Annotated in this window: 20 protein-coding genes; 10 read left to right on the top strand and 10 right to left on the bottom strand. The window is 64.2% G+C overall.

From position 1 onward, the window contains the following. The first annotated feature begins 54 nt into the window (after nucleotides 1-54). Genes AC04PT_RS10435 through AC04PT_RS10445 form a run of 3 tightly spaced genes read left to right on the top strand, consistent with a single transcriptional unit; the run spans nucleotide 55 to nucleotide 2,566 of the window. Complete coding sequence (locus tag AC04PT_RS10435; RefSeq protein WP_482873625.1) at nucleotides 55-1,182, top strand: cobalamin-independent methionine synthase II family protein; 1,128 nt, start codon at nucleotides 55-57, stop codon at nucleotides 1,180-1,182. Beyond that, nucleotides 1,179-1,874 carry an alpha/beta fold hydrolase gene (locus AC04PT_RS10440; RefSeq protein WP_482873626.1) on the top strand — a complete coding sequence of 232 codons (696 nt, stop codon included), beginning with the start codon at nucleotides 1,179-1,181 and terminating at the stop codon, nucleotides 1,872-1,874. The genes AC04PT_RS10435 and AC04PT_RS10440 overlap by 4 nt, the downstream gene beginning before the upstream one ends. After that, nucleotides 1,871-2,566 carry an RraA family protein gene (locus AC04PT_RS10445; RefSeq protein ID WP_482873627.1) on the top strand — a complete coding sequence of 232 codons (696 nt, stop codon included), beginning with the start codon at nucleotides 1,871-1,873 and terminating at the stop codon, nucleotides 2,564-2,566. The genes AC04PT_RS10440 and AC04PT_RS10445 overlap by 4 nt, the downstream gene beginning before the upstream one ends. A gap of 198 nt (nucleotides 2,567-2,764) precedes the next feature. Here the strand turns inward: AC04PT_RS10445 and AC04PT_RS10450 are convergent, their stop codons facing one another. Next, nucleotides 2,765-3,130: a winged helix-turn-helix transcriptional regulator gene (locus AC04PT_RS10450; RefSeq protein ID WP_461406698.1), complete on the bottom strand. Its 366-nt coding sequence runs from the start codon at nucleotides 3,128-3,130 to the stop codon at nucleotides 2,765-2,767. Nucleotides 3,131-3,256: 126 nt separating this feature from the next. On the opposite strand from AC04PT_RS10450, the gene AC04PT_RS10455 reads away from it, so the two are divergent. Together AC04PT_RS10455 and AC04PT_RS10460 are read left to right on the top strand one after the other, a co-directional pair. Beyond that, nucleotides 3,257-3,898: an NAD(P)H-dependent oxidoreductase gene (locus tag AC04PT_RS10455; protein ID WP_482873628.1), complete on the top strand. Its 642-nt coding sequence runs from the start codon at nucleotides 3,257-3,259 to the stop codon at nucleotides 3,896-3,898. A 73-nt stretch (nucleotides 3,899-3,971) separates the two neighbouring features. Continuing rightward, the gene (locus AC04PT_RS10460) at nucleotides 3,972-4,751 is read left to right on the top strand and encodes a DJ-1/PfpI family protein (RefSeq protein ID WP_482873629.1); all 780 of its coding nucleotides are present in this window, start codon (nucleotides 3,972-3,974) and stop codon (nucleotides 4,749-4,751) included. A gap of 311 nt (nucleotides 4,752-5,062) precedes the next feature. On the opposite strand, the gene lpdA is transcribed toward AC04PT_RS10460, so the two are convergent. The 4 genes from lpdA to AC04PT_RS10480 all read right to left on the bottom strand — a co-directional run bounded on the left by lpdA (nucleotide 5,063) and on the right by AC04PT_RS10480 (nucleotide 12,055). Continuing rightward, a complete protein-coding gene (lpdA, locus tag AC04PT_RS10465; RefSeq protein WP_482873630.1) occupies nucleotides 5,063-6,844 on the bottom strand; it encodes a dihydrolipoyl dehydrogenase in 1,782 nt (593 codons plus the stop codon). Nucleotides 6,845-6,856: 12 nt separating this feature from the next. Next, nucleotides 6,857-8,134, bottom strand: coding sequence for a dihydrolipoyllysine-residue acetyltransferase (gene aceF / locus AC04PT_RS10470; protein WP_482873631.1), 1,278 nt, complete (start codon nucleotides 8,132-8,134; stop codon nucleotides 6,857-6,859). Nucleotides 8,135-8,155: 21 nt separating this feature from the next. Beyond that, nucleotides 8,156-10,810 carry a pyruvate dehydrogenase (acetyl-transferring), homodimeric type gene (gene aceE, locus AC04PT_RS10475; protein ID WP_482873632.1) on the bottom strand — a complete coding sequence of 885 codons (2,655 nt, stop codon included), beginning with the start codon at nucleotides 10,808-10,810 and terminating at the stop codon, nucleotides 8,156-8,158. A 366-nt stretch (nucleotides 10,811-11,176) separates the two neighbouring features. Further along, complete coding sequence (locus AC04PT_RS10480; RefSeq protein ID WP_482873633.1) at nucleotides 11,177-12,055, bottom strand: NAD-dependent epimerase/dehydratase family protein; 879 nt, start codon at nucleotides 12,053-12,055, stop codon at nucleotides 11,177-11,179. 144 nt (nucleotides 12,056-12,199) lie between these two features. On the opposite strand from AC04PT_RS10480, the gene parE reads away from it, so the two are divergent. Then, a complete protein-coding gene (gene parE / locus AC04PT_RS10485; RefSeq protein WP_482873634.1) occupies nucleotides 12,200-14,158 on the top strand; it encodes a DNA topoisomerase IV subunit B in 1,959 nt (652 codons plus the stop codon). A gap of 278 nt (nucleotides 14,159-14,436) precedes the next feature. Here the strand turns inward: parE and AC04PT_RS10490 are convergent, their stop codons facing one another. Then, the gene (locus AC04PT_RS10490; RefSeq protein WP_482873635.1) at nucleotides 14,437-14,784 is read right to left on the bottom strand and encodes a PadR family transcriptional regulator; all 348 of its coding nucleotides are present in this window, start codon (nucleotides 14,782-14,784) and stop codon (nucleotides 14,437-14,439) included. 583 nt (nucleotides 14,785-15,367) lie between these two features. On the opposite strand from AC04PT_RS10490, the gene AC04PT_RS10495 reads away from it, so the two are divergent. Then, on the top strand, nucleotides 15,368-15,496 hold the full coding sequence (locus tag AC04PT_RS10495; protein ID WP_482873636.1) for a hypothetical protein: 129 nt from the start codon (nucleotides 15,368-15,370) through the stop codon (nucleotides 15,494-15,496). Nucleotides 15,497-15,918: 422 nt separating this feature from the next. Here AC04PT_RS10495 and rpmB read toward each other — a convergent pair whose 3' ends face one another. From rpmB to meaB, 3 genes are all read right to left on the bottom strand, one after another. Continuing rightward, the gene (gene rpmB, locus AC04PT_RS10500; RefSeq protein ID WP_482873974.1) at nucleotides 15,919-16,209 is read right to left on the bottom strand and encodes a 50S ribosomal protein L28; all 291 of its coding nucleotides are present in this window, start codon (nucleotides 16,207-16,209) and stop codon (nucleotides 15,919-15,921) included. A gap of 129 nt (nucleotides 16,210-16,338) precedes the next feature. Further along, nucleotides 16,339-17,154: an alpha/beta fold hydrolase gene (locus AC04PT_RS10505; RefSeq protein WP_482873637.1), complete on the bottom strand. Its 816-nt coding sequence runs from the start codon at nucleotides 17,152-17,154 to the stop codon at nucleotides 16,339-16,341. Continuing rightward, a complete protein-coding gene (gene meaB, locus AC04PT_RS10510) occupies nucleotides 17,151-18,128 on the bottom strand; it encodes a methylmalonyl Co-A mutase-associated GTPase MeaB (protein ID WP_482873638.1) in 978 nt (325 codons plus the stop codon). Before meaB ends, AC04PT_RS10505 begins: the two co-directional genes overlap by 4 nt. 191 nt (nucleotides 18,129-18,319) lie before the next feature. Here meaB and AC04PT_RS10515 point away from each other — a divergent pair, with 191 nt between their 5' ends. Together AC04PT_RS10515 and hrpB are read left to right on the top strand one after the other, a co-directional pair. Further along, nucleotides 18,320-19,033 carry a DUF3108 domain-containing protein gene (locus tag AC04PT_RS10515; protein WP_482873639.1) on the top strand — a complete coding sequence of 238 codons (714 nt, stop codon included), beginning with the start codon at nucleotides 18,320-18,322 and terminating at the stop codon, nucleotides 19,031-19,033. 7 nt (nucleotides 19,034-19,040) lie between these two features. Then, entirely contained in the window at nucleotides 19,041-21,497 is a 2,457-nt protein-coding gene (hrpB, locus tag AC04PT_RS10520) for an ATP-dependent helicase HrpB (protein ID WP_482873640.1), read from the top strand. A 71-nt stretch (nucleotides 21,498-21,568) separates the two neighbouring features. Here the strand turns inward: hrpB and AC04PT_RS10525 are convergent, their stop codons facing one another. Beyond that, nucleotides 21,569-22,171, bottom strand: coding sequence for a TetR/AcrR family transcriptional regulator (locus AC04PT_RS10525; protein ID WP_482873641.1), 603 nt, complete (start codon nucleotides 22,169-22,171; stop codon nucleotides 21,569-21,571). A gap of 101 nt (nucleotides 22,172-22,272) precedes the next feature. On the opposite strand from AC04PT_RS10525, the gene AC04PT_RS10530 reads away from it, so the two are divergent. Continuing rightward, nucleotides 22,273-22,548: a hypothetical protein gene (locus AC04PT_RS10530; RefSeq protein WP_482873642.1), complete on the top strand. Its 276-nt coding sequence runs from the start codon at nucleotides 22,273-22,275 to the stop codon at nucleotides 22,546-22,548. Nucleotides 22,549-22,682 lie beyond the last annotated feature (134 nt).

The raw sequence follows: 22,682 nt of genomic DNA on the forward strand, positions 1-22,682 counted from the left end.
ATCATGCGGCGCACCGGGGGCATACGTCATCACAGGCAATAAAGGAGAAGTTCATTGGTCAAGACAACGCATGTAGGCTCGCTGCCGCGCAGCCAGGACGTGGTGGATTTCATCTTCGCGCGCGAGAACGAGAAGCCTTACGATCAGGCCGAATTTGACGCCTGCATGACCGCAGCGGTCAGCGACACCGTGAAGAAACAGGTGGACGCGGGTATCGATATCGTCAGCGACGGCGAGACCTCGAAAATCTCCTACGCCACCTACGTCAAGGACCGCTACACCGGCTTTTCCGGTGACAGCCCGCGCAATGCGCCGACCGACCTGAAGATGTTCCCCGGCTTCCTGAAGCGGCTCGCCGATGACGGCGGCACGCCGCAATACGCCCGCCCGATGTGCACCGGCGAGGTGCGCTCCAAGGGTCAGGGGGAATTGCAGAAGGACATCGCCAACCTGAAAGCCGCCATGGCCGACCACGGCGCGGACCGCGGCTTCATGAACGCCGCCTCGCCCGGCGTGATCTCGCTGTTCCTGCAGAACGACTTCTACGTCAGCCGCGAGGCTTACCTGGCGGCGCTCGCGGATGCCATGAAAGACGAATACGAAACCATCGTGGCGGCCGGCCTCGACCTGCAGCTCGACTGCCCGGACCTCGCCCTGTCGCGCCACATGCTGTTCAACGACCTCTCCGATGACGAATTCCTCAAGGTCGCGGCCATGCATGTCGAAGCGCTGAACCACGCGCTTGAAAACGTGCCGGCCGAAAAGGTCCGCGTCCACATCTGCTGGGGCAACTACGAAGGCCCGCATTGCTGCGACATTCCCATGGACACCGTGTTCTCCACCCTGATGCGCGCCAAGGCGCAGTATCTGCTGTTCGAAACCTCCAACCCGCGCCACGCGCACGAATGGACCGTGTTCCGCGACCGCAAGGCCGAAATCCCGGACGATAAAGTCCTCGTGCCCGGTGTGGTCGACACCACCACCAATTTCGTCGAGCACCCCGAACTGGTGGCGCAGCGCATCGAACGGTTCACCAATATCGTCGGCGCGACCCGCGTGATCGCCGGCAGCGATTGCGGCTTCGGCACCTTTGCCGGCTTCGGCGCGGTGGACCCCGACATCGCCTACGCCAAGCTGGCCGCGCTCTGCGAAGGCGCGAACCTCGCGTCGGGGCGTCCGTGACCCCGCTGCTGCTCTTGCCGGGCATGATGTGCGATGCCCGGCTGTATCAGCCGCAGATCGCGGCCTTCTCCGGCACGCGTGGGGTCATGTGCGCCCCCATCGGCGACCATGCCTCGGTGCAGGAACTTGCGGCCGACGTACTGGAACACGCGCCGCCCCGATTTGCGCTGGCCGGCCTGTCCATGGGCGGCATCGTCGCGATGGAGGTGCTGCGGCAGGCACCGGAGCGGGTGGCCGGGCTGGCGCTCTTGGACACCAACCCATTGGCCGAAAAGCCGGCGATACAGGCCCGCCGCGCACCGCAGATGGAGTCTGTCCGCAACGGCGGGCTCTGGCGGGTGATGCGCGAGGAGATGAAGCCCAATTACCTGGCCGACGGGCCGGGACAGGGTGCGATCCTCGACCTCTGCATGGCGATGGCGATGGATCTGGGCGATCAGGTCTTTCTGAACCAGTCCGTTGCCCTGATGAACCGCCCGGACCAGACGGAGACCCTGCGCCGCTACGCCGGCCCGTCGCTGGTGCTCTGCGGCCGCGACGACGCGCTCTGCCCGCTGCACCGGCACGACCTGATGCACAGCCTGCTGCAAGGCAGCCGTTTCGAGATCATCGAAAATGCCGGCCACCTGCCGGTGCTGGAACAACCCGAACAGACCACGGCGGCGCTGGCCCGCTGGCTGGAGGATATATGACCCCGTCCCTGCTGAAACTCCTGCAAAGCGTCGACACGCCCACCGTCTGCAACGCCATCGAAGTGGCGCAAGGCAAGCGCGGCTTCAACGACTTCACCCGGGGCACCATGCTATGTTCGGCCCCCGAGGACCCCGCCATCGTAGGCTTTGCCCGGACCGCCAAGATCGCCGCGCTGACCCCGCCCGAGGAAGCGCCGGAGGTGATCAGGGACCGCCGCATGGCCTATTACAGGCACATGTCCGCGGGCGAAGGCCCCAGCGTGGCGGTGGTCGAGGACACCGACTTCCCCGATTGCATCGGCGCCTACTGGGGCGAGATCAACACCACCGTGCACAAGGGTTTCGGCATGGCCGGCGCGCTGACTAACGGCGTAATGCGCGACCTTGGCGACTGCCCCAAGGGCTTCCCGGTGGTGGCCGGCTCGATCGGGCCGAGCCACGGTTTCGTGCATGTGAAGGAAATTGGCACCCCGGTGAAGATCTTCGGCATGACCGTGACGAACGGCGATCTCGTGCACGCCGACCGCCACGGCGCGCTGGTGATCCCGCCGGAGGTGTTCGACCATCTGGAAGCCGCGATCCGGAAGCTTCTGGACACCGAAAAAATCGTGCTGGAGGCGGCCCGCAAGACGGGTTTCACCTTCGAGGATTTCGCCGCAGCCTGGTCCGAATTCGAAAAATCCCGCACCTGACAGCCTCGACGCGCTGCATCGCAGCATGATCGATCGGAGGCCGACGGCTGGGCCACTTGCAGCTTTATCAGCATGGGCGGGGAGCTGACCTTTGCTGCAATTCGGGCGAAGGTCAGCTCAGCGGACAATGTGTGAATTCGCTGCGCCAACACCAATGTCTGCTTTCTTCGACGCGACCACGGCTCTTCGCATGGTTGCCTACTTCCCAACGGCCTCGTCATAGGTTTCGCGGGCGACATCGATCCTGGATAGATTTTCCAGTGCCCAAATGCCCAACGCACTAACCGGCTCACGAAACGACTGGCCCATTTCGGTGAGGTTATATTCGACCTTTGGCGGGATCGTTGGGTAATAGGTTCGGTTCACAAGGCCGTCGCGTTCCAACTCTTTCAGGGTCAGGCTGAGCATCCGTTGCGAAATACCGAGGTTGCGCTTGAGTTCATTGAACCGCAGCGTCCCGTATTCGGCCAAAGAGATCACGACAAGCACGCTCCACCGATCCCCTACACGCGACAGCACCTCGTTGATGCGTTTGCAGTCAGGGCATTGTTTGTCGTCCAGCATGTTCGGTTCCCTTCTTGTGACCAAGGTTCAGAAATGTGCCTTCTTGCGGCCCATTCTGGTACCTCATAGATAGTCAGTCACAAATATATACCGCTCAAACAGGGCGCTGACAATAGGATGAGATCCATGACCGCGAAGCCACTCAACGACCTTTTGAACTGGCGCTACGCCACAAAGAAGATGGACGCGACCAAAGCCGTCCCGCAGGAAAAGGTTGATGCCATTGTCGAGGCAGTCCTCATGGCCCCGACATCCAGCGGCACGCAACCGTTTGAACTGATCGTGGTCACGAACGCTGACATTCGCAGCAAAATCACCGAGGCAGCTGGCGGACAGGCGCAGATTACCGACGGCTCGCACCTTCTGGTCTTTGCGGCCTGGGATAATTACACCGCCGAGCGTATCGACAACGTCGTTGATCTGAATGTTGCGGCCCGAGGCGATCTTCCTCTGATCCACGGCTATTACGATAACCTCAAGGCGAATTACCTGCCCCGCGACGCCGAAGTGAACTACGCGCATGCCGCCCGTCAGGCCTATATCGCTCTCGGCATCGCCCTTGTCGCAGCCGCCGAGCAAGAGGTCGACAGCACACCCATGGAAGGCTTTGATCCTGCAGCCGTGGATGCGATCCTTGGCTTGAAAGAACGAGGCTTGCGATCCGTCGTTTTGATGCCGCTGGGGTATCGCGACGAAGGTGGTGATTGGCTGCTGCCGATGGGCAAAGTCCGCAAATCGCGCGACACCATCGTCACCGAGGTCAACTGATATGGGAATCTTGCGCAAACTGTTCCGCGCGACACCTCGGCCTACCGCTGACGGCGCGTTCAGCCCATCCCCCTTGGCGATCAAATTGGGAACGTCGCCCACCACGGATTATGACGGTGGGGCCTATGCCACGCCTTACAAGGGCGGCAAAAACCGCGTGCTGATGGTTTGTACCGAAGAGCGCAATATGACGATGGCCAACGGCAAAAAATTCTCGACGGGCAACCATCCGGTCGAGATCGGCCTGCCAATGCTTCATCTGATAAATGCAGGCTTTGAAATTGATGTGGTGACGCCAACCGGTGCTCCGGTGGCGATCGAGGAATGGGCGATGCCTGCAAATGATGCAGACGTCAAACGGCTGTATCGTGATTATGCAGATGCCTTTTCAAATCCTGGCAGCCTTGCAGGTTTTGTTGCGAACGACATGGAAAATGCGGCCTCTTATGCCGCTGTATTCATTCCAGGCGGCCACGGTGCGATGCTCGGGCTACCCGACAATGGCGACGTGGCGAAAGTCCTGCACTGGGCGCATGATAAGGATCTATTCACGTTAGCACTGTGTCACGGCCCCGCCGCATTATTGGCCGCCAAAACTGAAAATGGGTTCTTGTATGACGGGTACAAGATGACCGTGTTCCCAGATTCAGTGGACAAACAAACCCCCATGATCGGCTACTTGCCAGGTCCGATGCCGTGGTGGGTGTGTGAGAAGTTAACTGCTCTGGGCGCGCAGATCACCAACACAAAAGCAGATGCATCATGCCATATTGATCGTCGTCTAGTTACGGGTGCAAGCCCCAAGGCCGCGAATGCTTTTGGGAGACTGGCAGCAGAAACATTGCTGAAATAGGTGCGCAAGCCTCAAACCTGATCGCAAGGCGCATTGCAGACATTCGTGCGCCTTGCAGCATTCGACACTTTGGGCTCGAAGCTGCCGTTCGCCGCGCGGAGCGCCGAGGTCGGCTCAGGGCCAACCCAGCCGCGCCGATTAACCACGACGGCCCACTCCTCGCACCTTTAGCACATCGTCACGCTGCTAAACGGCGACGCATTACCCGGACGGGCACCGCGCCTGCCACACCTCGCCACGCGCAGACAAAAAGGACCGGGTGCTGCACCCGGTCCTTCCCTTGTTTCGATCACACCCCGGCCAAATCCCGGTCAGTGCTTTTTCCGCTTCTTCGGCGGCATCAGGTCGGTGATCGTGCCCTCGAACATCTCGGCGGCGAAATTCACCGTCTCCGACAGCGTCGGGTGCGGGTGGATGGTGTGACCGAGGTCCACCGCATCCGCGCCCATCTCGATTGCCAGCGCCACCTCGGCGATCAGATCACCGGCGTTGGTGCCTACGATCAGCCCGCCGATCACCCGGTCGTCTTCCGGATCGAACAGCAGCTTGGTCATGCCCTCGCTGCGCCCGTTCGACAACGCCTTGCCCGAGGCCGCCCAGGGGAAGACGCCCTTCTCATAGGCGATGCCGCGCGCCTTGGCCTCGGTCTCGGTCATCCCGGCCCAGGCCACTTCCGGATCGGTATAGGCCACCGAGGGGATCAGCCGCGCGTCGAAGTAGCGGTTCTGCCCGGCGCAGACCTCGGCCGCGACCTTGCCCTCGTGCACCGCCTTGTGCGCCAGCATCGGCTGGCCCACCACGTCACCGATGGCGAAGATGTGGTTCACCCCGGTTCGCTGCTGCCCGTCGACGGCAATGAAGCCACGGTCATCGACCGCCACGCCCGCCTTCTCGGCGTCGATCAGCTTGCCGTTGGGCTTGCGGCCCACCGCGACGAGGATCTTGTCGAAGGTGTCGGTGCTGGTCTTGCCCTTCTCGTCCTCGAAAGTGACCTTCAGCCCCTTCTTGCCGGGCTCGACCGCCGTGACCTTGGTCTTCAGAAGGATGTTCTCGTACCGGCCCTCGATCCGCTTGTGCAGCGGCTTCACGATGTCCTTGTCGGCACCCGGAATAATCTGGTCCATCAGTTCGACGACCGTGATCTTCGATCCCAAGGCGTCATAGACGCAGGCCATCTCCAGCCCGATGATGCCGCCGCCCAGAACCAGCATCCGCTCGGGGATGTCCTTCAGTTCCAGCGCGCCGGTGGAATCGATCACCCGCTCGTCGTCATGCGGAATGAACGGCAGGTTCACCGGCTCGGACCCGGCGGCGATGATGCACTGATCGAAGGACACGGTCTTCTTGTTACCGTCGCCCTCGACCTCGATCATGTTGGGCCCGGTGAACTTGCCGTAGCCCTGCACCACCTCGACCTTGCGGCCTTTCGACAGGCCCTTCAGGCCGCCGGTCAACTGACCGACCACCTTGTCCTTGAAGGCCCGCAGTTCGTCCAGATCGATCTCGGGCCTGGTGAAGGACACACCATGCGCGCCCATCTCCTCGGCCTCGGTGATCACCTTGGCGACGTGAAGCAGCGCCTTCGACGGGATGCAGCCGACGTTCAGGCAGACCCCGCCCAAGGACGGATACTTCTCGATCAACACCACCTTCTTGCCCAGGTCGGCAGCGCGGAAAGCCGCCGTATAGCCGCCGGGGCCGGAGCCCAGAACAACCACCTCGGCATGGATGTCGCCCTTGCCGGACGCCGATCCCGTGGCTTCGATCGCCTTCGGGGCCTCCGCCTGAGAAGACCGGCCCTGTGCCGGACCTGATCCGGCACCTCCCGCGTCTTCCTTGGGCGCATCGTCCGAGCTTCCGTCATCGGCGCCTTCCAGCACCATGATGACGGTCCCTTCGGACACCTTGTCGCCTTCCGAGACCTTGATCTCCACCACCTTGCCGGCGGCAGGCGACGGCACTTCCATCGTCGCCTTGTCGCTTTCCAGTTCGATCAGCGGGTCTTCCTCGGCCACCGTGTCACCCACCGCGACCAGCACGGTCAGCACGGGCACGTCAGAGAAATCGCCGATATCGGGTACTTTGACTTCCATCGTCACCTCTCCTTACCACATCAACTTGCGCATATCGCCGAGCAGCGTCTTGAGCGTCACGGTGAACCGTGCGGCAAGCGCGCCATCGACGGCACGGTGGTCATAGGACAGCGACAGCGGCTGCATCAGGCGCGGCTTGAACTCTTCGCCGTTCCAGACCGGTGCCATCTTGGACCGCGTCAGGCCCAGGATCGCCACTTCAGGCGCATTCACGATCGGCGTGAACGAAGTCCCGCCAATGCCGCCCAGCGACGAGATGGTGAAGGTCGCGCCCTGCATGTCCTTGGACTTCAGGTTGCCTTCGCGTGCCGCCTTGGACAGATCCATCAGCTCCTTCGAGATCTCCACCAACCCCTTTCGGTCGGCGTCCTTGATCACCGGCACCATCAGCCCGTTGGGCGTATCGGCGGCGAAGCCGATGTTGTAGAAATCCTTCTTGATCAGCTTGTCGCCGTCGGGATGGATCGACGAATTGAACTCCCAGTGCTGTTTCAGCGCAGAGACCGACGCCTTAATGACAAACGACAGCAGCGTGACGCGATAGCCCTCTTCCTTGGCCTGCGTGTCCATCTCCTTGCGGTACTTGTCCAGCTCGGTGATGTCGGCCTCGTCGTTGTGGGTGACATGCGGGATGTTCAGCCAAGACCGGTGCAGCGCGGGGCCCGAGATCTTCTTGATCCGGCTCATCTCCACCTCTTCCACCGGACCGAACTTCGAAAAGTCCACGGCGGGGATCGGCGGGATGCCCATGCCGCCCTGTGCACCGCCCGAGGCCGCCGCCGCCGGGGCGGAAGACGACTTCAGATACTTGGTCACGTCCTCGCGCAGGATGCGGCCCTTGCGCCCGGTGCCGTTGACCTTGGCCAGGTCGATCTCGAGCTGGCGGGCAAAGGCGCGCACCGACGGCGAGGCATGCGCCTTGCCGAAACCTGCATCGGTCACGGCGGCGGGGGCCGGCGCGGTCGATTGCGCAGGCACGGCGCCAGCGGCAGGCGCCTCGGCCTTCGGCGCCTCGGATTTGGCCTCTTCCTTCGGCGCGTCACCGGCACCGCCGGCCTCACCCTCCAGCACCACGATCAGCGTGCCTTCAGACACCTTGTCGCCTTCGGAAACCTTGATCTCCTTCACCTTGCCGGCGGCCGGCGACGGCACCTCCATGGTCGCCTTGTCGGATTCAAGCTCCAGCAGCGGGTCTTCCTCGGCGACGGTGTCGCCCACTTCCACGAGGATCGACACGACGGGGACATCGGAAAAATCGCCGATATCGGGGACATTTACTTCAATTGCCATGATACTGTTCCTCCTTCCCGCTTACACCAGACGCGGGTTCGGCTTGTCGCCGTCGATTTCGTATTTTTTCAGCGCCTTCTGCACGTCGTCCTCGCTGACCGCGCCTTCGCGGTAGAGGTCGACCATGGCCGCGGCGGCGATGTGATTGGCGTCCACCTCGAAGAAGCGCCGCAGGTTCACGCGGCTGTCCGAGCGGCCGAAACCGTCCGTCCCCAGCACCGTATAGCGGTTCGGCACCGCGGCGCGGATCTGCTCGGCATAGTTCTTCATGTAGTCGGTGGCGACGACGATCGGACCCTGCGCCTTGCTCAGCTGCTCGGTGACGAACGGCACCTTTTCCTCGCTCAGCGGGTTCAGCCGGTTGTGGCGCAGGCAGTCCTGCATGTCGCGGGCCAGCTCGTTGAAGCTGGGGGCCGACCAGATGTCCGAGGTCACGCCGAAGTCTTCCTTCAGCATCTCCGCCGCCTTCATCGCCTGCACGAGGATCGTCCCGGAACCCATGAGATTTACGTGCTTCTCGCCCGGTTTCTCGGTCTTCGAGAAGCGGTAGAGCCCCTTGATGATGTCTTCCTCGCAGCCCATCGGCATGTCGGGATGGCTGTAGTTCTCGTTCATCAGGGTCAGGTAGAAGAACACGTCCTCCTGATCGACAAACATCCGCTGAAGTCCGTGATGCACGATCACCGCAACCTCGAACTGGAAGGTCGGGTCATAGGTGATGCAGTTCGGGATGGTCGAGGCCAGGATATGGCTGTGGCCGTCCTCGTGCTGCAGCCCCTCGCCGTTCAGCGTGGTCCGCCCAGCGGTGCCGCCCAGCATGAAGCCGCGCGCCCGGCTGTCGCCGGCGGCCCAGGCCAGGTCGCCGATCCGCTGGAACCCGAACATCGAGTAATAGATGTAGAACGGGATCATCGGCACGCCGTGGTTGGAATAGGACGTCGCCGCCGCGATCCAGTCGGCCATGGCGCCGGCCTCGTTGATGCCTTCCTGAAGCACCTGACCCGACTCCGATTCCTTGTAATAGGACATCTGGTCGGCGTCCTGAGGCGTGTATTTCTGCCCCAGCGGGTTATAAATCCCCACCGAGCGGAACAGCCCCTCCATCCCGAAGGTCCGGCTTTCATCCGGCACGATCGGCACCACCTGCTTGCCGATCTTCTTGTCGCGCAGAAGCGTCGTCAGGATGCGCACGAACGCCATCGTGGTGGAAATCTCGCGCTCGCCGGTGCCCTCAAGCTGGCCCTTGAACTTGGCAAGCTCCGGGATCTCCAGCTTCGGCGCATCGCTTGTCCGCTTCGGAAACGCCCCGCCCAGCGCCTTGCGGCGATCCGCCAGATACGCCTTCTGCGAATTGTTCAGCGCCACGAACGGCGCCTTCGCCACATCCTCGTCGCTGACGGGAATCTGGAACCGGTCACGGAACGCCCGCAACTGCTCCTCGTTCATCTTCTTCTGCTGGTGGGTGGTGTTCTGCCCCTCACCGGCCGAGCCCATGCCATGGCCCTTGACCGTCTTGACCAGAAGGCAGGTCGGCTGGCCCTTGGTCTCGGTCGCTTTCTTGAACGCGGTATAGACCTTCTGCGGATCGTGCCCGCCCCGGCGCAACGCCCAGATCTGATCGTCGGTCCAGTCCTCGACCAGCGCCGCCGTTTCCGGGTACTTGCCGAAGAAATGCTCGCGGATATAGGCGCCGTCCTTCGACTTGAAGGTCTGGTAATCGCCGTCGACGGTTTCATCCATCAACTGGCGCAGCTTGCCGGTGGTGTCGTTCTCCAGCAGCTGATCCCAGCCCTTGCCCCAGAGCAGCTTGATCACGTTCCAGCCCGAGCCGCGGAAGTTGCCTTCCAGCTCCTGCACGATCTTGCCGTTGCCGCGCACCGGACCGTCCAGCCGCTGCAGGTTGCAGTTGACCACGAAGATCAGGTTGTCCAGCTTTTCGCGCGCAGCCAGGTGGATCGCGCCAATCGATTCCGGCTCGTCCATCTCGCCGTCACCGAGGAAGCACCAGACCTTGCGATCGCCCATGTCGATGTGGCCGCGGTTGTGCATGTATTTCATGAACCGCGCCTGATAGATCGCCATCAGCGGGCCAAGCCCCATGCTGACGGTCGGGAACTGCCAGTAATCCGGCATCAGCCAGGGGTGCGGATAGGACGACAGACCGTTGCCGTTCACTTCCGACCGGAAATTCTCCAGCTGCTCCTCGCTGATCCGGCCTTCCATGAAGGACCGGGCGTAGATGCCGGGGATCACGTGGCCCTGGAAAAACACCAGGTCGCCGCCGTGGATCGCGGATTTCGACCGCCAGAAATGGTTCAGCCCGATGTCGTACATCGCCGCCGAGGACGCGAAGCTGGCGATGTGGCCGCCGTATTCGCTGCTGACCTTGTTGCGCCGCACGACCGTCGCCATGGCGTTCCAGCGGTTGATGGTCCGGATGCGCCACTCCATCTCCATGTCGCCGGGAAACTCGTACTGATCGTCGACGGGGATGGTGTTCTGATAGGGCGTGGTGGCTGAAAACGGCAGCGTTGCCCCGGCTGCACGAGCCTGTTGCACCGCCTTGTCCAGCAGGAAATGCGCCCGGTTCGCACCGTCGCGTTCGATCACATCCTGAACGGCGTCCTGCCATTCCTGGGATTCAATCGGGTCGATGTCTTGGGATTGGTCGGTCATATATCCTCTTCCCTCTTTGCGCGGACCATCGCGCGATTGTTTAGCCCTAAACTACTCCTCCGTAGCGCCGGCGTTCCGACATGCGCCATTGCTGGCGTCAGGCTTTCAACAGTCTGGGGAGGCTTTAGCACAAGAGGTTTCCGCCACGTAGTCACGCAGACGCATAGCCTTCATGCACCAGACGCATGGCAGATAGTTTAGCTCTAAACTATCTGCGATTCGCGTCCGCTCCTCCCTCTCGCTGAAAAGAGCCTAGCACTTATGCGGCCCTTGGCAAAAAGAATGGACCCTCCCGTGACGGCAGGGCCGCCAGCGCAGGATCGACGCGCCCTGCCCGTGTGGTCCACGGGCATCAGGGGCCGCCCCTTATCCCAGCACATCGCGCCATGAATGCCGGGGCTGAAACCCCAGCATCCGCTTCGCCTTGGCATTGGAATACATCGTTTCGTGTTCGCCCATCTCGTGCGTGACCGGCACCCCGGGATAGAACCGCGCGCGCACCTCGGCGTTGGTCAGCCCCACCGACAGGTCGTCGTTCGCCACGTTGAAGACCTCATAGCCCAGCCCGTCGGTCATCAGGCAGCGCTCGACCATCTGGCCCAGATCGCGGACGTCGATATAGCCGAAGATGTTCCGCCGCCGCAGCTCCGGCTCCTTCATGAAGGCCGGGAAGTCGCTGGCATACTCTTCCGGCGCGATCACGTTGTTGATGCGCAGGCCATAGACATCGATCCCCGACCGCGCCTGGAACGACCGTCCGCAGGCCTCGTTGCAGACTTTCGACATCGCATAGCTGTCCTGCGGCACCGTCGGATGATCCTCGTCCACCGGCAGATAATCCGGCATCACCTCGCCCTGCGCGAAACAGACGCCATAGGTGGTCTCCGACGACGCGAAGATCACCTTGGGAATTCCCAGCTTCACCGCCGCTTCCATGACGTTGTAGGTCGACAGCGTATTGACGCGAAAGGTCTCGTTGTCGGGCCGGATCAGGATCCGCGCCAGCGCCGCGAAATGCACCACCGCGTCGAACCGGGGCTTTTCCGGCAAGTCCAGTTCATCAAAGCCCGAGAGGCTCGACAGCGCGTTGAACACCTGCCCGCTGTCGGTCAGGTCCACCGACAGGTTGTCCTGCTCCTGCGGTGCCGCGACATCGAGGTTCAGCACCCGGTGCCCCCGCTCGCGCAGCCATGGAACGATATGACGGCCGGCCTTGCCGCTGCCTCCGGTAAACGCGATGCGCATGACGATCTCCTCCCTTGAGGCCCGCATTCATGGCCATCCGCGCCCGATCCGCAAGGCCCGGGCCGAAGATATCCACACCCTTCCCCCGCCCCGCCCGCTCTGCCATAATTGCCGCCAATCAAGAGCAGACAAAGAGCAGTGGACATGGCCGACGACCTCCTCACCCCGGTGAACGACTCCGACTACGACGCCAGCCACATCGAGGTGCTGGAAGGGTTGGAGCCGGTCCGCAAACGCCCCGGCATGTATATCGGCGGCACCGACGAACGCGCCCTGCACCATATGGTCGCCGAGGTGCTCGACAACTCGATGGACGAAGCCGTCGCCGGCCACGCCAACCGCATCGAGGTCGAACTGCACGAGGACTACGCCCTCACAGTCCGCGACAACGGCCGCGGCATCCCGATCGACCCGCACCCCAAGTTCCCCGACAAGAGCGCCTTGGAGGTCATCCTCTGCACCCTCCACGCCGGCGGCAAGTTCTCGGGCAAGGCATACGAGACCTCGGGCGGCCTGCACGGTGTCGGCGCTTCGGTGGTCAACGCGCTCAGCGATAGCATGGTCGTTCAGGTCGCCCGCAACAAGGAGCTCTACGAACAGCGCTTCTCGCGCGGCATCCCGCTCGGCCCGATCGCCAAGGTCGGCGCCGCCCCCAACCGGCGCGGCACCACCGTCACCTTCCACGCTGACGAGGAGATCTTCGGCAAGCACCGCTTCAAGCCCGCCCGCCTGCTCAAGATGGTGCGGTCGAAGGCCTACCTCTTCTCCGGCGTCGAGATCCGCTGGAAATCCGCCATCGACGACGGCGAAACCCCCACCGAGGCCACCTTCCACTTTCCCGGCGGCCTCTCGGACTACCTGACCGAAACGCTGGGCAGCGCCTCCACCTACGCCGACAAGCCCTTCGCCGGGCTGGTCGATTTCCGCGAAAAGTTCGGCACCCCCGGCAAGGTCGAATGGGCGATCAACTGGACCCCCTCGCGCGACGGCTTCATCAACTCCTACTGCAACACCGTCCCCACGCCCGAGGGCGGCACCCACGAGGCCGGCTTCTGGGCCGCGATCCTCAAGGGCATCCGCGCCTATGGCGAGCTGTCCAACAACCGCAAGGCCGCGCAGATCACCCGCGACGACCTGATGACCGGCGGCTGCGCCATGGTGTCGTGCTTCATCCGCGAGCCGGAGTTCGTCGGCCAGACCAAGGACCGCCTCGCCACCACCGAGGCCTCGAAACTGGTCGAAGGCGCGGTCCGCGACCACTTCGACCACTGGCTGACCTCCGACACCAAAAGCGCCGGCGCCATCCTCGATTTCCTCGTGCTCCGCGCCGAGGAACGCCTCCGCCGCCGTCAGGAAAAAGAGACCGCCCGCAAGACCGCCACCAAGAAGCTGCGCCTGCCCGGCAAGCTGGTCGACTGCTCCGCCACCTCGCGCGAGGGCACGGAACTGTTCATCGTCGAAGGCGACAGCGCCGGCGGCTCCGCCAAGATGGCCCGCGACCGCAAGACCCAGGCTCTGCTGCCCCTGCGCGGCAAGATCCTGAACGTTCTGGGGGCTGCCTCCTCCAAGCTCGGGTCCAACGCCGAGATCTCCGACCTGACGCAGGCGCTTGGCGTCGGTCTCGGCACGCGCTTCAACATCGACGATCTTCGTTACGAAAAGATCATCATCATGACGGACGCCGACGTCGACGGCGCGCATATCGCGGCGCTTTTGATGACCTTCTTCTTCACCCAGATGCGCCCGATGATCGACGCCGGCCACCTCTACCTCGCCTGCCCGCCGCTGTTCCGCCTGACGCAAGGCGCGAAACGCGTCTACTGCCTCGACGAACGCGAGCGCGACATCTGGATGGAGAAAGGTCTCGGCGGCAAGGGCCAGATCGCGGTGTCACGCTTCAAGGGCCTGGGCGAGATGGACGCCAAGGACCTCAAGGACACCACCATGAACCCGGCGACGCGCAAACTGATCCGCGTCTCCATAGACGAGGACGAACCCGGCGAGACCGGCGATCTGGTGGAGCGTCTGATGGGCAAGAAGCCGGAGAAACGCTTCGAGTATATCCAGGCGAATGCGAAGTTCGTTGAGGAGTTGGATGTCTAAAAAAGGCCAGACTTTACGTCTGGCCTTTTTGACTACTCCGATCCTCGCCCGCGCAATGTCATCCAAGCCAGATCTGCTTCCCAATTATTCCCAGCCTAACACAAAGTTCCTTTGTGGTTGCTAGGAGCATTCGCAAAGCCTCTGCCTTAGCAAAATGATCAGCGCGCCGCCGACCGACCTTCAACTTCTCTCGATACTCCGCGCGGAAGTTCAAGAGGATTTCGTCCCGATCATCATGTAGAAACTTACAGCTTCCAATAACAACCATCGTCCACTTTTTAGGCCGTGGCGGGCGCTTCGCTCTCCGCATAAAGGTCGGGCTCCTTTGGCCCTCCGCCTTGAGAGTGCCGTCCGCGTGCATTGATCAACTGCAGGCCGTGCGCATTAATTTCGTATATGCGACGCGTACGGCCTCTACGGCCTGCAGAACCCTGACTATCCAGATGCGAGTTCACCAACCCTAGAGCTTCAAGGCGGCTCAGCGCTGCGTAAACTTGTGGCATATGAATAGCCCTGTCTTTTGATTTTTCTTCCAAGAAGTTACGGATTTTCATCCCATATGCTTGGCTCCCGAGGCACCTCACGGCCCTCAGAACTTCTTCTTGGAATTGCCCAACAGCGATCATACTAGCGCCAGGCCAGGGCGGCCTGCTCTCTGATCGCGAGTTGTCCTCTTTTTCTGCACATCATGTGTTGCTCCTAATGCTCCAGTGAGGAGTTCGATCTGAAATCGAACTCTAGGTTTGTCCGATGATAGTCCGTCATCGGATGCTTGTTATATAATATCTGTTATATAACAAGTCAAGGCTCGTTGTATTTGATTGGCCCAGCGCCTGCCCGCGGGATGGCGCTGCAACGCTCATGAGGCACGCTTTATACCGCCTTCAACTGCATCGCTCAGACCCTGCCACCCAGCCTCCCCATAGCGCCAGCCCGGTTGGGGCGGGCAGGCGCTGGCCCGGCGGCTTCGCCTTGATTCCGGGCCGGGGACACACCGAACCGCCCACAGGAGTCCGGACGGTCCACAGCATCCCTCTTGCCGGACACCTCGCGCAAGCATACATTGCACTCCGCAGGCTTGGTGAGACGACTCACCCCCTGCCGCTTCCCAAGGATCATCGCCCCGTCCCAGCGGGCAACCCTGATCGCCTGACGATGCGACGACCCCTCGGCGATTCCCGCCAAGGGCAACCCATCGGAGATCACCAAATGTCCAAGAGCAAGAACAAGGGCAACCGCGAAGCCAAGAAGCCGAAGCAGGAAAAGCCCAAGGTCAGCGCCACCGCCAATTCCAACCTCGGCAAGCCGCTCAACATCGGCGCGCAAAAGGCGAAATAACCGCCAGGGGGCTTTTGTACAAAACCAGGGGTACTTTTGTACAAATTGTACAAAACGCGGGCAGGCTGGATGAGCCTGTCCCGCGCTCTGCGTGTCCAGAGGAAGTGCCGTGAGTGACCCGGTCCGGAGCAGGGAATGGCTCGACCGTTCTGGCCTTGGACCGCTCCAGGGGTGGTGCCGCGAAACGGATCACTCGACGAGCCATCACGTTCTAGCCCGCGCCCGGCAGCGTCGCAAAAGCTCATAAGGTAAACGCTGCTATACGTCCGCATAGATTCGATGAAGAACGCAGCGTAACTCGCTGGAATTTATGAGATTGACGCACAGGCGGAAACCTTGCCGGGCGCAGAAAGCAAAAGACCCCCGCCGGGTGGGCCGGCGAGGGTCGGGCTGTCATCGAGACTGCCGCAAATCGTGAAGGCTTACGCCTCGGCGGCCTGCGCCTTGGCGATTTCCTTCTTCACTTTCAGCGCGTTGTCCGAAAGCTCGGTGTCCTTCGCCTTGGCGAGGTACTTGTCCAGACCGCCACGGTGATCCACCGACCGCAAGGCCGCCGCACTGATCCGCAGCTTGATGCCGCGGTTCAGGGTTTCGGACTGCAGGGTCACGTCGTTCAGGTTCGGCAGGAAGCGACGTTTGGTCTTGTTGTTGGCGTGGCTGACGTTGTTGCCAGTCATCGGGCCTTTTCCGGTCAGTTCGCAGCGGCGCGACATGTGATCATCCTCGTCTCTGGTGCAGGACATCGGACCCTATGCCCGCACGCGCCCCGCAAATATCAAGGGCGCCGCTCACGGGCGCCCGGAATCTGGTTTGCAGGCTATTACGCGCCGAACGAGGGATCGTCAAGGGGCTGATGGTGATGTTACGCCGGGGTTTTCGCCCAGGGCCGCAAGGCGCGCCTCGGCGGTGGCGGCAAGGGTCGCGCGGCCGGATTTGCGGGCCTGCGCCGCCAGATGACGCCAGTATTTTGCGCTGCCCCGGCGCGCGTTGCGGTGCAACATGATGACCCGGCGCAACGGTACCCTCCGCTTGGTCAATTGGGCCTGCAGCTTCGGGAATCGGCCACCTTCGCCCAGCACGCCGGTCGCGGGGTGTCCGCCGGCGGCGAGGCGCGCGATCCGCAAGGCAGGAAAGGCGGCGCAGATCATCTCGGCGTTGCGGATATCGAGCGGGCGAAACGGGTCGGCGAGGATCACGCCCTGCAGGTCGGTGCCCCGCCGCGAGAGATCGCCCAGCGCCGCGTCGAACCCCTTGGCGCAGTCGCGGTAACGGCGATCAAAGCCGACGTGTTCGGGCGCGATGGAATACTGCGGCGACACCGCGATCACCTGCCTCAGCCGCAGCGCCCCGGCAAAGCGCAGGGCCGCGTAGCCGCCCATCGAGAAGCCCATGGCACAGGCATGGGTAAAGCCTTCGGCGAAGTCGGACAGCGCGGCTTCCAGCGCCTCGGTCTCGTTGTTGACGTACCAGTCGTTCCAGCGCGCCTGCAGGTGCAGATGGGTCATGCCCTTGCCGGTGAAGCTGCGCACCGGGCGCGGTTCGGCAAAGGCGCCGGGCGTGTCAAGCCGCTGGCGGAAGCTGACGAACAGCCGCTCCTGCCCCGGGTTGAAGACCGTCGCGCGGATCAGATCGCCGTCAAAGAGACGCTCGGGCGTCATGACCCCAGGTGCTGCGACAGCAATTCGCGGGCGGCCAGCGCCGGGGTGGTCTCACCCGTCGCCACCTGCTCGGACAGGTGGTCCATCGCGGCGCGGGCGTCAGGCGTGTCCAGCCGCGCCAGCAGCGCCTGACGCACCTCCTCGGCAAACCAGTAGCGGGCCTGCTCGGCGCGGCGGCCGTCGAAATGGCCGTGGCTTCGGCGCCATTCGGCCAGCGTCTGCATTTCGTCCCAGGCGGCCTGCAGGCCCTGCTCTTCCAGCGCCGAAACCGTCAGCGCCTTGGGAAAGCCCTCGGGGTCCTGCGGGCGCTTGCGCAGCAGCCGCAACGCGCCGGCATAGTCGGAGCAGGTGCGGATCGCGGTGGGCTTCAGGTCGCCATCGGCCTTGTTGACCAATATCAGGTCTGCCATCTCCATGATGCCGCGCTTGACGCCCTGCAATTCGTCGCCGCCGGCGGGCGCCAGCAGCAGCAGGAAGAGATCCGACATTTCGGCCACCACCGTCTCGGACTGGCCTACGCCCACGGTCTCGATCAGCACGACGTCGAAGCCCGCCGCTTCGCAAAGCGCCACCGCTTCACGCGTGCGCCGCGCCACGCCGCCAAGGTGGGTCTGGCTGGGCGACGGCCGGATGAAGGCGTTGGGATCGCGGCTCAGATGCTCCATCCGGGTCTTGTCACCAAGGATCGACCCTCCCGACCGCGCCGAGGACGGATCGACCGCCAGCACCGCGACGCGCTTGCCCTGCGCGGTCAGCATCAGCCCGAAGCTTTCGATGAAGGTGGACTTGCCCACCCCCGGTGTCCCCGAAAGCCCGATTCGCAGCGCCTGCCGGTCGGCCCCGCGCAGCGCCTCCATCAGTTCGGTCGCCTTGGCCCGGTGATCCTCGCGCCCGCTTTCGATCAGCGTGATCGCCCGTGCCAGCGCGCGCCGTTCGCCCGCGATGATGCGCTCTGCAAGCCCCGTGATGTCCATCCGCCCCTCACATTTTCGCCACCGGCATGTTTCCGCACAACCACGGCCCGGCTTTGGGCAAGGTCCCGCGCGTCGCCGCCCGGCCGTCGCCCCTGTCTGGCGTTTTCTGCACTCCGCTGGCTCTGTAGTCCAGAGCAACGGGGTATCACGCCTCGGGCAATCCATTCAGGCAGAGCAGGATCGGGCAGCAGATGAGGACCCTTCTATTCGCCGTCGGGCTGACATTCGGGCTGGCGGTGTCCCAGGCAACGGCGGCTGAACCGCTGCGCGAAAACGGGCGCTTCGACGTCTACGTGCTGGGGCTCAAGGCCGGCGAATTGACCTACGGCATGACAGAGGAAGGCGGGCAGTATGCGGCGACGGGCCGGGTGAATTCCTCCGGCCTGATCGCCGCATTCGCGGATTTCCGCTATGAAACCTCGGTCAAGGGCGCGGTCGCGGGCAACCGGTATCAGCCTGCGGTCTACACCGAAAAGGTGCGCTCGTCGAAGCGCGACGACGACACCGAGATCCGGTATCAGGGCGGCGTGCCGGTGCCGCAGGGCAATGACAAGCGCAAGGATCACTGGCTGGACCCGGCGACGCAGAAAGGCACGCTCGATCCGATGACGGCCTTCTGGCAGTTGCTGCGCGACCGCGCCGGAGATGATCTCTGCAAGCTCGACGTAACCTCTTTCGATGGCCAGCGCCGGGTGCGCATGGTCACGTCCGGGGCGCGGCGGAGCAGCGACATCGTGACCTGCAAGGGGCGCTACATCCGCGAGGGCGGCTTTTCCAGGGGTCAGCTGGAAGAGGGGCGCGAGTTTTCGTTCACGCTGTCCTATGCGCCCGACGGCAAGCGCTGGAAGGTGAGCCGGATCGAGGCGCAAACTCTGCGTGGACGGGCGCTGCTCATTCGGCGATAAGGCGGGCGTGACCCCGCGCCGATCCCCCCTTCCCATCGACGATGCGCTGCCGGACCTACTGGCGGCGGTATCCGCGCACGGCCGCGCGGTCCTGCAGGCGCCGCCGGGTGCGGGCAAGACGACGCGGGTGCCTCTGGCCCTGCTCGAGGCCGGGCTGGTCGCGGGCCGCATCGTCATGCTGGAACCGCGCCGGCTTGCCGCGCGGGCGGCGGCGGAACGAATGGCCGAGACGCTGGGCGAACAGGCCGGCGAAACGGTGGGCTATCGCATCCGCGGCGAGGCCAAGGTCAGCCGCAAGACCCGGATCGAGGTGGTCACCGAGGGTATCCTGACCCGGATGATTCAGAGCGACGCCGAACTTGCCGGCGTCGGCGCGGTGATCTTCGACGAATTTCACGAACGGTCGCTGAATGCGGACCTCGGGCTGGCGCTCTGCCTCGAAATCGCGGGCGCGCTGCGCGACGACCTGCGGCTGGTGGTGATGTCGGCGACATTGGACGCAGGGCCGGTGGCCGAGCTGATTGGCAATGCCCCGGTGGTGACATCGGAAGGGCGCAGCTTTCCGGTCGAGACCCGCTGGCTGCCGAAGCCGCTGGCGCCGAAGGCCCGGATCGCCGAGGCTTGCGCCGACCTTGTGGCGCAGGCGGTCGCGGAGACCGACGGCGGCGTGCTGGTCTTCCTTCCCGGCGAAGGCGAGATCCGGCGCTGCGAGGGCCTGTTGCAGGGGCGGCTCGGGGCGGAGTGCCACATCCGCCCGCTTTATGGCGCCCTGCCCTTTCACCAGCAGCGCGCCGCGATCCGGCCCGAGGCGCAGGGCCGCAAGGTGGTGCTGGCCACCTCGATCGCCGAGACCTCACTGACCATCGAGGACATCCGCGTGGTGGTTGACGCCGGCCGCGCGCGCCGCGCCCGGTTCGATCCCGGTTCCGGCATGTCCCGGCTGGTGACCGAAAAGGTCAGCCGCGCCGAGGCCACGCAGCGCGCCGGTCGTGCCGGGCGGGTGGCCCCAGGCACCTGCTACCGGCTCTGGACACGCGGCGAAGAGGGCGCACTGCCCGCCTTCGCCCCCGCCGAGATCGAGGTGGCCGACCTTGCGGGGCTGGCGCTGGAACTGGCGCTCTGGGGCGGCGCGGTCGAGGATATGTCGCTGCTGACACCGCCCAATCCCGGAAGCTGGGCCGAAGCACAGGCCCTGCTGAGGATGCTGGGCGCGCTGGACCACGACTGCCGCATCACACCGCACGGCCGCAGGCTGGCCGCGCTGCCGCTGCATCCGCGTCTGGCGCATATGCTGGCCGAGGCCGGACCGGAGGCCGCGCCGCTGGCCGCGCTGCTGGCCGACCGCGATCCGCTGCGCGGTGCACCGGTGGACCTGTCGCTCAGGCTCGAGGCCCTGCGCGACGCCAAGGGATTTCGCGCCCGGCGCCCCTATGAGGTGAACCGCCCTGCCCTCGACCGAATCCGGCAAGAGGCGAAACGGCTGGGGCGACAGGCGCCCGCCTCGACGGCCCCATGGAGTGCCGCCCAGATGGCCGCGCTGGCCTATCCCGACCGCATCGGCCTGCGGCGCAAGGGCGACGCCCCGCGCTACGTGCTCTCGGGCGGCAAGGGCGCGGTCATGGACGAGGCCGACCCGCTGGCCGGTCAGCGCCTGATCGTCGTCACCGACACCGACGGCAACCCGCGCGAGGCCCGCATCCGCCAGGCGATGCCGATCACCGAGCCGGAAGTTCGGGCGCTTTTCGCCAAACAGATCGGCTGGCGGGACGTCTGCGCGTGGTCGCGGCGCGACCGTCGGGTGGTGGCCCGGCAGCAGGAAGGCTTGGGACAGGTGGTGCTTCAGGACCGCATCTGGAAGGACGTCCCTGCCGATGCGGTGGCCCGGGCGATGCTGGACGGGGTCCGCGATCTCGGGCTCAAGGTGTCGAAGGGGGCGGCGCGTCTGCGGGCGCGGATCGCCGTGGCGCGGGCCGGCGGGCTCGACATGCCCGATGCCTCTGACTCGGCACTGATGGAGACGCTGGACGACTGGCTGCTGCCCTACCTCACCGGTGTGAAGACCGCCGAGCAGTGGAAGGGCTTCGACATCCATGACGCCCTGCTGGCGCGGCTGAGCTGGGACCAGCAGCAGGCGCTGGACCGCGCGGTGCCCGCGGCCTTCACCACGCCTCTGGGCCGCAAGATCCCCATCGACTATTCCGGCGAGCACCCCGAGATCACCCTGCGCCTGCAAGAGATGTTCGGCCAGACTCAGCATCCCACGGTGGCCGGACAGCCGCTGCGGGTCACACTGCTGTCCCCGGCGCAGCGCCCGGTGCAAACGACGATGGACATCCCCGGCTTTTGGGAAACCTCCTATGCCGACGTGCGCCGCGACATGCGCGGCCGCTATCCGCGCCACCCCTGGCCGGAAGACCCGCGCGAGGCCGACCCGACCCTGCGGGCCAAGCGGCGGGGCACGTGAGGCGCTGACCTCGTTCTGTGCTGTAGGCCGGGCTTCAGCCCGGCGATGGCCGTGCCGGGCTGAAGCCCGGCCTACCGGGTGACGTCGGCGGCCCCCACCGTGCGGCGCACCATGTCCCAGTAGATCTCCTGCACCTCGTCCAGCGTCAGCCGCCCGGCAGCGCGATACCAGGTGTTCACGCCCGTCAGCATGGCGATCACCGCCATGGTGGCGATCTTCGGGTCCGGCACTTCGAACCGGCCCTCGGCCACGCCGGCGCGCAGGATCGATTCCAGCTCGTTCTCGTAGGTTCGCCGCAAGCTTTCAATCACCGCGAAATTCTCGGGCTCGAGGTTGCGCAGCTCCATGTAGGAGATGAAGATCGCCGCCGGGCGCTCGACGTTGAAGCGGATGTGAAATCGGGTGAAGGTCCGCAACCGGCGCAGCACGTCCTGTTCGCGCGGCTCCTTCGCCCAGGCTTCGAGCAGGTCGTCCATGTGCCCCTTGAGCAGCGAAAACAGCAGGGTCTGCTTGTCGGGCGTGTAATTGTAGAGGGCGCCGGCCTGTACGCCGACCTCGCCGGCGATCTGCCGCATCGAGACCGCTGCGAAGCCGTGCCGGGCAAAAAGTTTCTCTGCCGCGTCGAGGATGCGAGGGCCGGTGATGCCGGAGTGTGAACCTTGTGTGCGTGCCATGCCACATAATAGAACTGAACATTTGTTCAAATCAATTGCCAATCCTTGCCCTGCGCGACCGCATCGGTCACAACGGGACACGTCCTATTTTCGGAGCCGTCATGCGCCTGATCCGGTACAGCCTATGCATTGCCCTGGCCGGGTGTTCCGACTTTCCGGACCTTACCACCGCCGAGGGACCGGGCGTCGAGGCTGCGGCCTATCCCCGCCTGCTGACCGCGCAGGAACTGCGGGCGATCCCGGCCAGTTCCGAGACCCTGACGGTCGAGGCCTCGCTGCTGGCGCGTATCCGGGCGCTGGAGGCCCGCGCCGCACGGCTGGGCGGGCCGGTGGTGGACCAGGCAACACGGGCGCGGATGGCGCGCGGGGTCCGGTGAGGGTGCCGCCGGAAGCGCCCGCGTCCCGGACCTGATCCGGGACGGAGGCACCACGAACGCTCGCCACCCTAATTCCCCATTCCACCCTGCCCGCCATTGCACGCCGCTCCGCTTGCCGCTACATCGCGGCACCA

Source organism: Litorisediminivivens sp. KMU-197 (assembly GCF_056858395.1).

Coding starts and splice junctions, on each gene's coding strand:
- AC04PT_RS10445 (WP_482873627.1), top strand. CDS start 1,871: ATGACCCCGTCCCTGCTGAAACTCCTGCAAAGCGTCGACACGCCCACC.
- AC04PT_RS10450 (WP_461406698.1), bottom strand. CDS start 3,130: ATGCTGGACGACAAACAATGCCCTGACTGCAAACGCATCAACGAGGTG.
- AC04PT_RS10455 (WP_482873628.1), top strand. CDS start 3,257: ATGACCGCGAAGCCACTCAACGACCTTTTGAACTGGCGCTACGCCACA.
- lpdA (WP_482873630.1), bottom strand. CDS start 6,844: ATGGAAGTCAAAGTACCCGATATCGGCGATTTCTCTGACGTGCCCGTG.
- aceF (WP_482873631.1), bottom strand. CDS start 8,134: ATGGCAATTGAAGTAAATGTCCCCGATATCGGCGATTTTTCCGATGTC.
- aceE (WP_482873632.1), bottom strand. CDS start 10,810: ATGACCGACCAATCCCAAGACATCGACCCGATTGAATCCCAGGAATGG.
- AC04PT_RS10480 (WP_482873633.1), bottom strand. CDS start 12,055: ATGCGCATCGCGTTTACCGGAGGCAGCGGCAAGGCCGGCCGTCATATC.
- parE (WP_482873634.1), top strand. CDS start 12,200: ATGGCCGACGACCTCCTCACCCCGGTGAACGACTCCGACTACGACGCC.
- AC04PT_RS10490 (WP_482873635.1), bottom strand. CDS start 14,784: ATGATCGCTGTTGGGCAATTCCAAGAAGAAGTTCTGAGGGCCGTGAGG.
- AC04PT_RS10495 (WP_482873636.1), top strand. CDS start 15,368: ATGTCCAAGAGCAAGAACAAGGGCAACCGCGAAGCCAAGAAGCCGAAG.
- rpmB (WP_482873974.1), bottom strand. CDS start 16,209: ATGTCGCGCCGCTGCGAACTGACCGGAAAAGGCCCGATGACTGGCAAC.
- AC04PT_RS10505 (WP_482873637.1), bottom strand. CDS start 17,154: ATGACGCCCGAGCGTCTCTTTGACGGCGATCTGATCCGCGCGACGGTC.
- meaB (WP_482873638.1), bottom strand. CDS start 18,128: ATGGACATCACGGGGCTTGCAGAGCGCATCATCGCGGGCGAACGGCGC.
- AC04PT_RS10515 (WP_482873639.1), top strand. CDS start 18,320: ATGAGGACCCTTCTATTCGCCGTCGGGCTGACATTCGGGCTGGCGGTG.
- AC04PT_RS10525 (WP_482873641.1), bottom strand. CDS start 22,171: ATGGCACGCACACAAGGTTCACACTCCGGCATCACCGGCCCTCGCATC.
- AC04PT_RS10530 (WP_482873642.1), top strand. CDS start 22,273: ATGCGCCTGATCCGGTACAGCCTATGCATTGCCCTGGCCGGGTGTTCC.